Below are 13,289 nucleotides of genomic sequence, written 5' to 3'. Positions count from 1 at the left end.
CCTAGCCGAGCACCGGGAAGCGTCGCTCGGCGGCCAGCCGGTCGACGGCGGACTGCAGTGCGCCCTCGACCCTGTCGTGGATGGTCTCGTCGTCGCCGGCGGCGATGTCGTCGGCGTCGATCGGCTCCTGCACCTCGATCACGATCTTGGTCGGCAACGGCAGCCGGGGAACCATGTCGCTGACGGCCAATCCCCACGGGGGAGCAAGGAGAATCGGGACGCTCTTGAGCCGCGCGATCTTGTCCACCTGCAACAGCCTGGCCAGCCACTGCCCGCGGTCGAGGAACAGCGCCGCCTCCTGACCGCCGACGCTGGCGATCGGCACGATCGGTACACCGGCTTCGCGCGCCAGCTTGACGTAGCCCTTGCGCCCGCCGAAGTCGACCTCATGACGTTTCCAGGACGGCCGGAACACCTCGTAGTCGCCGCCCGGGTAGACCAGCAGCGCGGCACCGGACTTCAACGCGAGGGTGGCGTTGTCGTGGTTGGCGGCGACGGTGCCGAACTTGCGCAGCGAGCCCAGCCCCGGCATGGACACCACCAGGTTGTGTGCCAGCTGGTAGAAGGGTCGCTCGACACCGAAGTAGGAGCAGAACGCCAGCGTGAACACAAATGTATCGGGGGGTAGGTTGCCGCCGCTGTGGTTCCCGACGAGCAGCACCGGCTTGTCGGCCGGGATGCGGTCGAGACCACGCACATCGGCCCGGAAATACAGCGAGGCCAGCAGCCACAGACCCGGCAGTTGCTCGCGAATGTAGTCGGCGTCGCGCTGATCGAGGTCGGCCTTGGGCACGCGCGCCGAAACCTCGTGCTTGACCCACTCGAGAACATCACCCAACCCGGCCATGCGAAGTGATATTGACAACAGCGCCGTGCGGCAAACCTGGCAGGGTGTATCCCTGATGAACTCGACCGCACTCCTTCAACCGCGCCCGGGTGACGACGCCGACGAACTGTTCACAGCGTTCGCGGCGTGGGCCGAAGCCGCGGGCACGACGCTCTACCCGGCGCAGGAGGAGGCGCTGATCGAGTTGGTCAGCGGTGCGAACGTCATCCTGGCCACTCCGACCGGATCGGGGAAGTCCCTCGTTGCAACGGGCGCGATCTACGCGCAACTGGCGGCCGGGGCCACCAGTTACTACACGGCCCCGATCAAGGCGCTCGTGAGCGAGAAGTTCTTCGCGCTGTGCGACGTCTTCGGGGCCGCCAACGTCGGGATGCTCACCGGGGACGCGGCGGTGAACTCCGACGCGCCGATCATCGCGTGCACCGCCGAGATCCTGGCGAACGTCGCGCTGCGGGAAGGCCGCGGCGCAGCCATCGGCCTGTGCGTGATGGACGAGTTCCACTTCTACGGCGACCCCGACCGCGGGTGGGCGTGGCAGGTGCCGCTGCTGGAACTGCCGCACGCGCAGTTCCTGCTGATGTCTGCGACATTGGGCGACGTCACCTTTCTGCGCGAGGATCTCACCCGGCGCACCGGCAGGCCGACCGCGCTGGTGGCCAACGCGGAACGTCCTGTGCCGCTGTACTACTCGTACGCAACAACACCGATGCACGAGACGATCCAGGAACTCGTCGACACCAAGCAGTCGCCGATCTACGTCGTCCACTTCACGCAGGCTTCGGCACTGGAGCGGGCGCAGGCACTGATGAGCGTCAACGTCAGCTCCAAGGACGAGAAGGCCGCGATCGCCGACCACATCGGAGCTTTCCGCTTTTCCACCGCGTTCGGCTCGACGCTGTCGCGGCTGGTGCGCCACGGCATCGGGGTGCACCACGCCGGCATGCTGCCCAAGTACCGGCGGTTGGTCGAGCAGCTCGCTCAGGCAGGGCTGCTGAAGGTCATCTGCGGTACCGACACTCTGGGTGTCGGCATCAACGTGCCGATCCGCACCGTGGTGTTCTCGGCATTGTCGAAGTACGACGGGACCCGAACCCGGCTGCTCAGCGCCCGCGAGTTCCACCAGATCGCCGGCCGCGCCGGACGCGCCGGATTCGACACGGCGGGCACTGTCGTCGTGCAGGCACCCGAGCACGAGGTGGAGAACCTCAAACAGTTCGCCAAAGTCGCCGACGACCCGAAGAAGCGGCGAAAGCTGGTGCGCCGCAAAGTTCCCGAGGGCATGGTGCCGTGGAGTGAATCGACGATGACCAGGCTCGTCGATGCCGCGCCTGAACCGCTGACGAGCCATATGCGAGTCACCACGGCAATGATCCTCGATGTCGTCGATAGACCGGGTGATCCGTTCGAGTCGATGCGACGGCTGCTCACCGACAACCACGAGCCGCGCAAGAAGCAGCTACGGCTCATCCGCGAGGCCGTCGGAATCGCCCGTTCGCTGCTGCAGGCGGGAGTGGTCGAGCGGCTGCCCGAGCCCGAACCGGACGTGCGGCGCTACCGCCTCACCGTCGATCTGCCGCGCGACTTCGCGCTGAATCAGCCGTTGTCGACATTCGCGTTGGCTGCCATCGACCTGCTGGACACCGACGCGGAAACCTATGCCCTCGATGTCCTTTCCGTCATCGAGGCGACGCTGGAGGATCCGCGCCAGATCCTGGCGGCCCAACTGAACAGAGCCAGGGGCGAAGCGGTCGCACAGATGAAGGCCGACGGCATCGAGTACGACGAGCGGATCGAACTGCTCGACGAGGTGACCTACCCCAAGCCCCTGGCCGAACTGCTCGAGCACGCGTTCGAGGTGTATCTGCGCAGCAATCCGTGGGCGGCCGACGGCAAGCTCTCACCCAAGTCCATCGCACGCGAGATGTGGGAGGGGGCCTTCACCTTCCGGGAGTACGTCAGCGTCTACGGTCTGATGCGCGCAGAAGGGGCGGTGCTGCGCTATCTGTCCGACGCCTTCAAGGCGTTGCGCTCCGGTGTGCCCGCCGCGGCACGCACCGAGGAACTCACCGACATCGTCGAGTGGCTCGGTGAGCTTGTGCGGCAGGTGGATTCGAGCCTGCTCGACGAGTGGGAACAGCTCACCAGCCCCGACCAGCCTCTCGATGCCCCAGTGGCCGTGCCCGCCCGTCCTCGCCCGCTGACCGGCAACGAGCGCGCGTTCACCGCGATGGTGCGCAACGCGCTGTTCAGGCGGGTGGAGCTATTCGCACGGGAACGATGGGATGAACTCGCCGCGCTCGACGGCCGGTCCGGGTTGAGCGCCGAGCGCTGGCGCGAGATCGGCGACGAGTACTTCACCGACCACGACGACGTCGGAACCGGCGCCGACGCCCGCGGACCCGCGCTCCTCATCTTCGACAGGCAGCCCGACGTCTGGCGGGTGCGGCAGATCCTCGACGACCCCGCCGGCGATCACGATTGGGGCTTCGACGTCGAGGTCGATCTCGAGGCCTCCGACGAGGAAGGTGCGGCGGTGCTGCACGTGGTCGATGCGGGCCGCTTGGACTGAGCGCCACCGGGTACACCGGAGACCATGACCGAACCGGTAACTCCTCAGGCCGAACCGGCTATCACCGACATCGCTCGCCGACACGGGCTTTCGCGCGAGTCCGTGCTCGCGATGCTCGTGGCGCTGCGGGCCGGCGGCGGCACCATGGCCCAGTTCTCGATTCCAGAGCTCGGCGGATCCGGCCAGTGGATGCGTGGCGGCATGACCATGGTCGGCGACATGTTCGACAACGCGCTCAACGCACGCGTCGACGCCCTGTGCAACGAACTGACCCAGCTGATGTCGACGACGACGGTGTTCACGCCCGCCCCGACTGCCGGCAATTGGTGGCCCGACGACCTCGGCGTCCCCAGCTCCACGGGCGGCCAGAACGACACCCGCTATGCGGTGTTTCCGGCGTCCCGTCGTTTAGCGATCCACTTCAAAGGAACCACAAGGATTTTCGACACCGGTGAGCATCAAATCGGTGGTGTCGCGCAACAACAGGGTGGCGCAGGCGGCTCGGTGACCTTTACCAGCCAGCTCGGCACTTTCGACGTGTCGAGCCTGCGCGAACTCGGCGGCGCCCAGCCGCCCGCTCCGCCGGCTGCTCCCCCGGCTGCTACGGCCGGGGATACGGCCGGCGTTATCGCGGCGATCGAGTCGCTGGCCGGCCTGCACGAGCGCGGCATCCTCTCCGACGAAGAGTTCGCCACCAAGAAGGCAGAGTTGCTCGCACGTCTTTAGCGCTGTGACCAGGCTCTCTGTCTCCAAGATCACACGTCGGCGGTTTGATTAACGCGGATGTAACACGGACCATGGACAGGGTCCGGCCGATGGGCGATCCCCGATTCGCGCCGGACCCCAAGTCAACGAAACAGGAGTCCCAAAGATGTTCGCGCAGTACCGTGCCGCCCGCCAGATCAACCGTGATCGGCGGCGCCTCTACGCACGGATTGCCGCCATGCCCCACTCGACGATTCGGGACGAGTTGGTGGCCGTCGCACAGCGATATGAGGGCCCCGAGCGCTGACCTAGCCTCGGTACTGGGCGACCCTCTCGGCGTAGGCGTCGAGTAGGCGCAAGGATTCGTCGAGCGGTTTGGTGGGAAGCAGCACGCCTAGCCGGCTGAATCCCAGCTCTTCGACCGCGTGCCAGTAGTCAGGATTGGCGGGGGTGCCGAACTGCGAGAGCGGCACGTCGTAGTCTGCGCCCTCGCGAATCTGGTCGACACGTCGTTTCAGGTTCTCCACGGGCAGCGGATTCGAGATCCAGCCCGCCCGGTGCCGGAGAATACGTTTCACGGTCGCATCGGAGTCACCACCGATGAGGATCGGCGGGTGAGGCTTGCGGACCGGCTTCGGCCGAAGGTACGACGACTCGAAATCGACGTATTTGCCGTGGTATTCGGCAGGCTCATCGGTCCACAACGTCTTGATCGCCTCGATGCGCTCGTCGAGCAGCGCACCACGGGTCTTCGGATCGGTGCCGTGGTGGCGCAACTCCTCGATGTTCCAGCCGGCGCCGACACCGAACACGAAGCGACCGTCGGACAGCACGTCGATGCTAGCGGCCTCCTTCGCGGTGATGATCGGGTCGCGCTGGATGAGCAGCGCGATGCCGGTGATCAGTTCGATTGTGGAGGTGACGGCGGCCGCCGCGGCGAGCGTGACGAACGGGTCGAGCGTGCGGTAGTAGATCTGCGGCAGCTCGCCGCCGAGCGGATACGCCGACTCCCGGCTTGCCGGGATGTGGGTGTGCTCGGCGACGGCGAGCGAGTCGAAGCCCCGCTCCTCGATTGCGCGGGCCAGCGACACCGTGTCGATGGTGTCGTCGTTGACGAAAGTGGAGATCCCGAACTTCACTCCTGCGAGGCTATTCCTGCCGAATGCGCCGACCGCCTGCAGGGTGCTACCGAGCAGTCCGACAGTCGGGCTTTCGCTGCGCCAACGCGCCGAGGGCGGATACGACACCGCCACCGTTGATGACGGCCCACGCGATGTTGCCGGGCTTGCCCGACCGCGCCGCCGCGGCAGCATGATTGGCCCCGAACAACGCTGAGAGGACGGCCAGACCACGAAGTTGCGCCCGCACGGGGTCGCCGGCACCCGCGACTATGGCCGTTCCCGCGACCAACGTCCCCAGGTTCCAGATCGCGATCTCGCGTTGCCACCCGGGGTTGTACCCCCATGCTGTAGTGGCGGCGAACTTTTCCGGGAATACTCCCTGCACAACCAACGCCACTGCGGTACCCGCGAGCCATGTCGCAGCGGCCGCGCGAACAGTCGGCAGATACATCGAGCCTCCCTGTCAACGTCAGATGCTTCTCAGCGAGCCCAGACTAAAGCCACACAGGGCAGCCTCGCCTCGCAGGTGACTATCCGCTGGCGCCCAGCGCGCATCAAGCATCAACGACACGCTCGAAGCCCGAACCGGGTCCGGGTCACCGTCCACGGCGCGCCGCGCATATTACGGTTGACCGGTGCGCGACGAGGGTGAGGAACCGGACTACCGATTCACCCTGGCCAACGAGCGCACCTTCCTCGCCTGGATCCGCACCTCGCTGGCACTGATCGCCGGCGGTGTGGCCGTGATCCAGTTCCTACCGGCTTTCGGGATCGCCGGGGTACGACACGTTCTGAGCATCGTTTTGACCGCCGGCGGCGGTGTACTCGCCGCGCTGGCGGTCAGACGCTGGCAACGCGTGCAGACGGCGATGCGCTGCGGTGAGGACCTGCCTCCGACGCGGATCCCCGCCGCACTGGGCACGGCGATCTTCGTGATCACCGTCGCGGTGCTGGTGATCCTGTTCGTCTGGCCGCCCCGATGAAACCGGGCCTCCAGGTGGAGCGCACGCAGCTGTCCTGGGAGCGAAGCGCATTCGGGATCGTCGTCGGCGGTGCGCTGGTCCTGCTGCGCCCGCATGGGCCCCTCGAGGTGGGCCGGGTAACACTCGCATCCCTCGCGGGACTGCTCGCGCTCGTCGTGCTGTGGCTCGCTTACCGGCGGTCGCTTCGCATGCGCGAAGAGCAGAGCAGGGTGCCGCCGCCGCGCGGCGAGGTCTTGATACTCGGTTACGGCACAGCGCTTTTCGCGCTGGCCATCGTCGTCGTCCTGCTCGTCGCGCTATGAGCTGTGGCGCAGCGATGCCGCGCGCATGGTCAGGTGGTTGCGCTCGGCGACGGTCTGCGCCTGCGCGGCTGCTTCGGTGTAGAGCCGAGCCGCCAGATCGGTGTCACCGGCCTTCTCACGAAGGTAAGCCTCTGACGCGGTGTAGCGCGGTAGCGCCGGATCAACCTCGGCCAGCGCGGCGAGACCGGCCTGCGGGCCGTCGGCCTCGCCGATCGCGACGGCACGGTTGAGACGCACGATCGTGCTGTCGTTGAAGCGGAGCAACTCGTCGTACCACTCGACGATCTGTACCCAGTCGGTCTCCGTCGAGGTTCGGGCGTCTGCGTGCAGGGCCGCGATCGCGGCCTGCGCCTGGTACTCGCCCAAGCGGTCCAGCGCCAGCGCAGCCTGAAGGATCGCGACGCCTTCGGCGATGAGGTCGGTGCGCCACAGGCTGCGGTCCTGGTCTGCGAGCGGAACGAGGCTGCCGTCGGCACGCGTGCGGGACGGACGGCGTGCGTGGTGCAACAGGAAAAGCGCCAGCAACCCGGCTACCTCTTCGTCGGCGGTCTGCGACGCAAGCTGGCGTGCCAGCCGGATCGCCTCTGCGGCGAGGTCGACGTCGCCGGTGTAGCCCTCGTTGAACACCAGGTACAGCACCTTGAGCACAGTGCGCAGATCTCCGGGCTGGTCGAGGCGCACCTCGCTGACCGTCCGTTTCGCTCTGCTGATCCGTTGCGCCATCGTCGCTTCGGGGACCAGGTAGGCCTGGGCGATCTGCCGGGTGGTGAGACCGCCGACGGCCCGCAGCGTCAGCGCCACCGCGGAAGCGGCGCTCAGGCTGGGATGGGCGCACAGGAAGTAGATATCGAGGGTGTCGTCCGCAGACTGTACGGGTCCCGGCGCCGGCTCGTCGCTCACCTGCCGCTCGCGATCACGTCGCGCAGCATCGGCTCTGGCGATATCGATGAACCGGCGCCACGCCGTGGTGATCAGCCAGCCCTTCGGATCCGCGGGGCGATTGTCGGGCCACGAGTCGATCGCGCGGATCAATGCCTCCTGCACGGCGTCCTCCGCGCTGGCGAAGTCCGCTCCGCGGCGGACGAGGGCAGCCAGGACACCGGGGATGAGGTCGCGCAGCTGCGCCTCCGTCATCACTCGGCGGGAAGGTGCGTGCCGCTCATGAACGGGCGCACCTCGAGCCACTCGTGTATCGGCTTGCCGCCGGCGCCGGGCGCGGCGGACAGTTCACCGGCCAATTCGACCGCCCGCTCATAGGAGTCCACGTCGACAATCATGTAGCCGGCGATGAGATCCTTGGTCTCTGCAAACGGTCCGTCGGTGACGGGCGGCCTGCCCTCGCCGTCGTGACGGACCCAAGCTCCGTCGGGCATCAACGCCTGGCTGTCGACGTACTCGCCGCTGTCGCGCAGACGGTCCGCGAAGTCCTGCATGTACTGGATGTGCGCTTCGATCTCACTCGGCGACCACCGGTCCATCGGGACGTCGTTGACCGAAGCCGGAGCGCCGCGGTAGTGCTTGAGGAATAGGTACTTCGCCATGAAATTCTCCTTTCGGTGGCGACCCGTGTTGGTCACTCACCCCAGGGACGGAGCCGCCCCATGATTCTCGACATCCGTGTTTTCGGGTAACTGGTGGAGGTGCCTGATTCAACGGACTGGTTTCTCGCCGCCGGCGAGCGCGGCAACTTCGCCACGTCTATCCCCGACTGGAGCACGGGAAACCGGGTCGAGCCGCTGATACATGGCGCCACGTACTTCGACCGACTGGCGACCGAGGTCGCCGCTCTCGGCCCGGGTGATCACCTGTTTTTCACCGATTGGCGTGGCGATCCCGATCAGCGGATGCGTGACGCGGGTCCGACGATCGCGAAGCTGTTCTCCGACGCCGCGCGCCGTGGCGTGGTCGTCAAGGGACTGGTGTGGCGCTCGCATCTGGACAAGTTCTCCTACAGCGAGGAGGAGAACCAGCACCTCGGGGAGGCCATCGAAGCCGCCGGTGGCGAGGTGCTCCTCGATCAGCGGGTGCGGTTCGGCGGTTCCCATCATCAGAAGCTGGTGGTGCTGCGTCGCCCCAGCAATCCAGAACGCGACGTCGCGTTCGTCGGCGGAATCGACCTGTGCCATTCCCGCCGTGACGATGCCGACCATCGCGGCGACGTTCAGGCCGTCCAGATGTCCCCCGCGTACGGCGACAGGCCGCCGTGGCATGACGTCCAGCTGCGCATCCGGGGTCCGGCGGTCGGCGCGCTGGACACCACGTTCCGGGAACGCTGGACCGATCCGGCGCCGCTGGACATGCTCTCCCCCATCGCGTGGGTGGTCGACAAGCTTCGGCGAGCCGACCTGACTCCAGGTGAGCTGCCACCACAGCCCACGGACCCGCCACCGTGCGGTCCCCACTCGGTGCAGGTGTTGCGCACCTACCCCGACGCCCACTTCGAGTACGCCTTCGCCCCGCACGGAGAGTTCAGCATCGCCCGCGGCTACACGAAGGCGCTGCGACGCGCGCGTCGGCTCATCTACCTGGAGGACCAATACCTGTGGTCGAAGGACGTGACCAATCTGTTCGCCGCCGCGCTGAGGGCCAATCCCGACCTCCATCTCATCGCGGTCGTGCCGCGCCACCCCGATGTCGACGGACGCCTCGCACTTCCGCCCAACCAGGTCGGGCGCCAGCACGCTCTCGAGACGTGCCGGGCAGCAGATCCCGACCGCGTTCACGTCTTCGATCTCGAAAACCACGACAGCACACCGGTTTACGTGCACGCTAAAGTCTGTGTGATCGACGATGTCTGGGCTTCGGTCGGTAGCGACAACTTCAACCGGCGATCCTGGACACACGACAGCGAATTGTCGTGCGCGGTGCTCGACGACACCGGTGGATTCGCCCGGGATCTGAGGTTGCGCCTTCTTCGCGAGCACCTCGACCGAGCAACCGACGGCAGCCAAGACGGCGAGCTCGTCGATCCTGCGGACGCCGTGCGCGCTGTCATCCGATCGGCACACGCGTTGCAGGACTGGCACGACCGAGGCCGAGTCGGCCCGCGTCCGCCGGGACGACTGCGCCCGCACCAACCCGAACATCTCGGCGCCCTGACGCGGATCTGGGCCGAGCCCGTATACCGGGCCGTCTACGACCCCGACGGCCGTTCCTATCGCGACCGCCTGCAGCGGCGATGGTAGCGATGTGTCGTTGCATATTCGATATCAACGTTTGTCTCAAAAGTCACATGGGTAACTCTGTTAACAGCGCGGCGGCGCGCCCGCGCATCCAGGGAACCGATGAAAGAGATGAATGGAACATCGACATGAACACAGTTCTTTACTTCAGCGCCCGCGGCGCCGTGTATGAGACCCGCGCCTACACCAAGGCCGATATCGAGAAGCTGATGCACGACCAGGGTCTGCACTGCCTGACCAGTACGGACCGACAGTTCGATTTCTGGTTCAGCCCGTCGACGCACGGCTGCCAGCGCCGCGTCAACCTCGCGGCGACCGAACTTCTGCTGGCGACAACGGGTTTCACGGCGAAATCGGTACCGCTGCTGCGAGGCTCGGTCGTGATCGCCACCCACGACTCCGATGGCGACCTCGACGGACTGAGCTGGCAGCAACTCGACCAGCTGGTGCAGCGCAGCCGCTCGCTGAACAAGCGCAACGACCGCGTGCTCGCCCGCCGAATCCAGCGTGATGCTCGCGACACGCGGCGCAAGGCCGCGCCGGCGCAGACGCCGGTGTCGACGCCCGCGCCGGTCAGTTGCGCACGTCTGCGCAGCTCGGCCGCCTGAACTCAGGCGGGATTGAACAACCTCGGCTCCAGCCACGCACCGTCGCGGTAGCGCTGGGCGGCCTTGGCCGCCGCGAGCACCGCGAGGTCTGCCAACGGCTCCAGCACGATCACCGACAGATACGCCGCGCCGAACGTGGCCACGCTGGTGACGGTTTCTACAGAGAAGCCCTGCCCGTAGAGGGCCCAGAAGGTCACCCAGGACACGATCCCTGCCTGATATGTCGCCGACAGCGTCAACGCCTGACGGTATTTCAGGTCGACATATCGGGTCTCGGGCGCGATGGTCCTGCCGGCCACATACTGCAACGCGAACAACGGCACCAACAACGTGGTGACGTTCATGCCGTACTGCGGGAGATCGAACGGCGCCACGAGCAGGCCCTGGATGAGCAGCCCCAGCGCTAAACCGATCGCCGCCGGAGCGGCTCCGAAGAGCAGGAACAACGTCGACCCGAGGATGAGGTGGACCTCGGACACTCCGACGGGGAAGTGCGGGAACACCTCGAAGAATGCGAACACCAGTGCCGTCGTCAGCGTGGCGCCGACAAGCAGAGACGCAATGCCGCGTTCTTTGACGTGCTTCCACGCAGCGCTGAGCGCGTAGGCGCCCGTGCCCGCGGCGGTGGCATAACTCAGGACGATCTTGGCCCCGTCGACCAAACCTGGCTCGATGTGCATGTCAGTTCCGTTCTTCTCGCTGTTCGGTGTTGGTTCAGTGGTGGTCGCGCAGCTCTTCGGGTGCTGACAGAATCGACCGTCGGTCGACGACATGTTCGAGAGCGGCGACCCAGTGGTCGTAATACTCCCATTCGCCTCGAACAGGTTCCGGCGACGCTTCCCAGGCGCCGATGGTGTCGATGAGGCTCTGCTGGAATTCGCTCCAGGGATAGTGCCCGAACTCTGAAAGCGCAAGGGCGAGACCGAAAGCCCGGCGCTGCCACTCGTGGTCGAAGGATGGCGCGGCCTGGTCGGTGGTACAGGTGTTGTGCAGCTTCATGACGCCTGCCCCGCCAGCGCGACACCCATCATCGACTCCGTGGTGACCAGGTCCATGAGTTGCTCGTCGGTGAAACCGTCTGTGCCCGAGGGCCGTTCCGGTATGACGAACCACCGGGAGTGCCCGGATGAATCCCAGATCTTGATCTCGGTGTCGTCGGGTAGTTCGACCCCGACCTCCGCGAGTACCGTGCGTGGTTCGCGCGCGGCGCGCGCACGAAACACCGGATCCTTGTACCAGTACGGCGGCAGCCCGAGAACCGGCCAGGGAAAGCACGAGCAGAGCGTGCAGATCACCAGGTTGTGCACACCCGGGGAATTGGCGACAGCCTGCAGATGCTCGCCTTCGGCACCGGCCATGCCCTCCGGCAGTTCCAGTTCGGCGATGGCGGCGGGCGTATCGTCGACGACCCGCGCGGCGAATTCCGGATCAGTCCACGCCTTCACAACAATCTTCTTGCCGTTGAGCGGAGTCATCTCCGATTCGAAATAGGCCAGTACCTTGTCGACCGTGTGACTTGTGATGATGCCCTTTTCGATCAAGAGCCGTTCCAGCGCGGCGACCCGGTCGGCGCTGAGCTTCTCACGGTCGGGCGGGTAGGCGAACTGGTCGGTCACTTGTCCTCCTCGAGGGGTTGCAGGTAGGCCTCGAACAATTCGGCATAGAGGCTGTTGGCGCCTGGTTCCGCGCGGGGACCCCACAGCTCCTGAGGGGTGAACTCGACGATGTATATCGGCATGGGGTCGCCGATGCCGTCACCGGTGGCGACGAAATAGCCGTAGTCGCCTTCGAAGATGCGCTGCACGGTCCCGACCTTGGCACGCAGATAGCCGGGAAGCCGCGTGTGCTCGGCGGCGGGCTTGTCGGCGATGCAAACCTTTTGTCCTACGGCGAACTTCGGATGGGCGACATCGCGGCGGGGGCTGTCGCCGCGGCGCAGATAGGCGATCACCTGATCGTCGATGGCGGGATCGCCCTGGTCCGTCGGCGCATCGACGGCGCCCAGGAGCGCACCGATCTCGGCCTCGGAGACGTAGCCTCTGTCCACGAAGAACGCACTGATGCCGCCGAGCCATTTCTCGTAGTAGCGGAACTTGAAGTAGTCGAAGGGATTCATGCCCTCGGCACCGGTGCGCAGCGAAGCCCACGTCCATTCATCATGGAATTCCGTCGGCACATCGTCGATCGGATACTCGGGCAGCGCCGAGCCGAGGTGATTGCTCAGACCCATCATCGCGACGTGGATGCCGAAGATGCGCTTCTCCCAGTCTTCGACGAACACCCGCTTCTCGAGATCGAGTGGCTGAGGCAATCCCTCGAGCCCGCCGAGATAGTGCTGGAGCTTCATGCTGCTGCGCCTTCCGTGTCGGGCCGGCCGGCCGGTGCCGGTCGTGTCATTGCGGTGGCCACGTATTCGGAGGCGATTCCGAATGTCGCACCGAGCACGCATGCGCATGCCGCCACCAGTCCGGGGTGCGAAATGCTTGTCGCGGTCACCAATTGGCCGGTTCCGGCAACGGTCGACACGGTTGAGGCGAACCCGACGACGACCGCCGGTGTGGTGGAAAGCAGTCCCAACCACGACGCCTGGACCATCAGCGCGCTGCCGACGCCTACGGCGATGGCGGTGGCGGTCAGGCTGCCCCCGAACAAGTGTGCGGCGTACAGGCTCGCACATGCGATCGCGACGCCAACCAGGTTGGAGCACACCGATCTCATCCAGCCGGCGGGGCCTCCACCGACGAAGAAGAACGACGCCCAGGCGAGAAACACCACCCAGATCGGAACGGCGATCACCGTGGCCGTGAAGGCGACCGCCACACCTCCGAGCACACCGATACTCAGCGTCAGCGCAGACCGCGAATCCATATGGTCCCTCCTCGTGTCGCCAACTACGTTCGCGTCGGGGTGTTTCCGGAACGTAACCGCTGGTTTTCGGATACCTGCCCGCTGCGACAGGTGTGCGGCAAAAC

17 protein-coding genes are annotated in these 13,289 nt (G+C 66.1%); 7 read left to right on the top strand and 10 right to left on the bottom strand.

Translation table 11 applies throughout. From position 1 onward, the window contains the following. Nucleotide 1: 1 nt before the first annotated feature. Nucleotides 2-847 carry a lysophospholipid acyltransferase family protein gene (locus AWC12_RS12230; protein ID WP_024449449.1) on the bottom strand — a complete coding sequence of 282 codons (846 nt, stop codon included), beginning with the start codon at nt 845-847 and terminating at the stop codon, nt 2-4. A gap of 55 nt (nt 848-902) precedes the next feature. Here AWC12_RS12230 and AWC12_RS12225 point away from each other — a divergent pair, with 55 nt between their 5' ends. The 3 genes from AWC12_RS12225 (at nt 903) to AWC12_RS31080 (ending at nt 4,428) form a co-directional block, all read left to right on the top strand. After that, on the top strand, nt 903-3,416 hold the full coding sequence (locus AWC12_RS12225) for a DEAD/DEAH box helicase (protein WP_085174637.1): 2,514 nt from the start codon (nt 903-905) through the stop codon (nt 3,414-3,416). 24 nt (nt 3,417-3,440) lie between these two features. Beyond that, complete coding sequence (locus AWC12_RS12220) at nt 3,441-4,142, top strand: SHOCT domain-containing protein (RefSeq protein ID WP_085174535.1); 702 nt, start codon at nt 3,441-3,443, stop codon at nt 4,140-4,142. A 145-nt stretch (nt 4,143-4,287) separates the two neighbouring features. Further along, nucleotides 4,288-4,428 carry a hypothetical protein gene (locus AWC12_RS31080; RefSeq protein WP_162834996.1) on the top strand — a complete coding sequence of 47 codons (141 nt, stop codon included), beginning with the start codon at nt 4,288-4,290 and terminating at the stop codon, nt 4,426-4,428. A 1-nt stretch (nt 4,429) separates the two neighbouring features. On the opposite strand, the gene AWC12_RS12215 is transcribed toward AWC12_RS31080, so the two are convergent. Then, complete coding sequence (locus AWC12_RS12215; protein ID WP_085174533.1) at nt 4,430-5,260, bottom strand: LLM class F420-dependent oxidoreductase; 831 nt, start codon at nt 5,258-5,260, stop codon at nt 4,430-4,432. A 46-nt stretch (nt 5,261-5,306) separates the two neighbouring features. Further along, entirely contained in the window at nt 5,307-5,693 is a 387-nt protein-coding gene (locus tag AWC12_RS12210) for a hypothetical protein (RefSeq protein WP_024449453.1), read from the bottom strand. A 184-nt stretch (nt 5,694-5,877) separates the two neighbouring features. On the opposite strand from AWC12_RS12210, the gene AWC12_RS12205 reads away from it, so the two are divergent. Both AWC12_RS12205 and AWC12_RS12200 read left to right on the top strand, forming a co-directional pair. Further along, nucleotides 5,878-6,225, top strand: a complete 348-nt coding sequence (locus AWC12_RS12205; protein WP_024449454.1) for a YidH family protein — start codon at nt 5,878-5,880, stop codon at nt 6,223-6,225. Then, the gene (locus tag AWC12_RS12200; RefSeq protein ID WP_024449455.1) at nt 6,222-6,527 is read left to right on the top strand and encodes a DUF202 domain-containing protein; all 306 of its coding nucleotides are present in this window, start codon (nt 6,222-6,224) and stop codon (nt 6,525-6,527) included. The genes AWC12_RS12205 and AWC12_RS12200 overlap by 4 nt, the downstream gene beginning before the upstream one ends. On the opposite strand, the gene AWC12_RS12195 is transcribed toward AWC12_RS12200, so the two are convergent. Further along, the gene (locus AWC12_RS12195; RefSeq protein ID WP_024449456.1) at nt 6,522-7,661 is read right to left on the bottom strand and encodes an RNA polymerase sigma factor; all 1,140 of its coding nucleotides are present in this window, start codon (nt 7,659-7,661) and stop codon (nt 6,522-6,524) included. The two genes, AWC12_RS12200 and AWC12_RS12195, sit on opposite strands and share 6 nt — an antisense overlap. Continuing rightward, entirely contained in the window at nt 7,661-8,068 is a 408-nt protein-coding gene (locus AWC12_RS12190) for a YciI family protein (protein ID WP_085174635.1), read from the bottom strand. The genes AWC12_RS12195 and AWC12_RS12190 overlap by 1 nt, the downstream gene beginning before the upstream one ends. A gap of 99 nt (nt 8,069-8,167) precedes the next feature. On the opposite strand from AWC12_RS12190, the gene AWC12_RS12185 reads away from it, so the two are divergent. Next, nucleotides 8,168-9,712 carry a phospholipase D family protein gene (locus AWC12_RS12185; RefSeq protein ID WP_024446410.1) on the top strand — a complete coding sequence of 515 codons (1,545 nt, stop codon included), beginning with the start codon at nt 8,168-8,170 and terminating at the stop codon, nt 9,710-9,712. A gap of 125 nt (nt 9,713-9,837) precedes the next feature. After that, nucleotides 9,838-10,317, top strand: coding sequence for a hypothetical protein (locus AWC12_RS12180; RefSeq protein WP_024446411.1), 480 nt, complete (start codon nt 9,838-9,840; stop codon nt 10,315-10,317). A gap of 2 nt (nt 10,318-10,319) precedes the next feature. Here AWC12_RS12180 and AWC12_RS12175 read toward each other — a convergent pair whose 3' ends face one another. The 5 genes from AWC12_RS12175 to AWC12_RS12155 are packed head-to-tail and all read right to left on the bottom strand — an operon-like array spanning nt 10,320 to nt 13,185. Next, nucleotides 10,320-10,997, bottom strand: coding sequence for an energy-coupling factor ABC transporter permease (locus tag AWC12_RS12175; protein ID WP_024446412.1), 678 nt, complete (start codon nt 10,995-10,997; stop codon nt 10,320-10,322). Nucleotides 10,998-11,031: 34 nt separating this feature from the next. Further along, complete coding sequence (locus tag AWC12_RS12170) at nt 11,032-11,316, bottom strand: nitrile hydratase accessory protein (protein ID WP_024446413.1); 285 nt, start codon at nt 11,314-11,316, stop codon at nt 11,032-11,034. After that, nucleotides 11,313-11,933: a nitrile hydratase subunit alpha gene (nthA, locus tag AWC12_RS12165; protein ID WP_024446414.1), complete on the bottom strand. Its 621-nt coding sequence runs from the start codon at nt 11,931-11,933 to the stop codon at nt 11,313-11,315. Before nthA ends, AWC12_RS12170 begins: the two co-directional genes overlap by 4 nt. Continuing rightward, the gene (gene nthB / locus AWC12_RS12160; RefSeq protein ID WP_024446415.1) at nt 11,930-12,664 is read right to left on the bottom strand and encodes a nitrile hydratase subunit beta; all 735 of its coding nucleotides are present in this window, start codon (nt 12,662-12,664) and stop codon (nt 11,930-11,932) included. Before nthB ends, nthA begins: the two co-directional genes overlap by 4 nt. Further along, on the bottom strand, nt 12,661-13,185 hold the full coding sequence (locus AWC12_RS12155) for a DUF1097 domain-containing protein (protein ID WP_085174531.1): 525 nt from the start codon (nt 13,183-13,185) through the stop codon (nt 12,661-12,663). Before AWC12_RS12155 ends, nthB begins: the two co-directional genes overlap by 4 nt. Nucleotides 13,186-13,289 lie beyond the last annotated feature (104 nt).

The organism is Mycolicibacterium iranicum, from assembly GCF_002101705.1.
GTDB classification, from domain to species: Bacteria; Actinomycetota; Actinomycetes; order Mycobacteriales; family Mycobacteriaceae; genus Mycobacterium; species Mycobacterium iranicum.
This window is presented reverse-complemented; position numbering and strand designations above follow the sequence as displayed.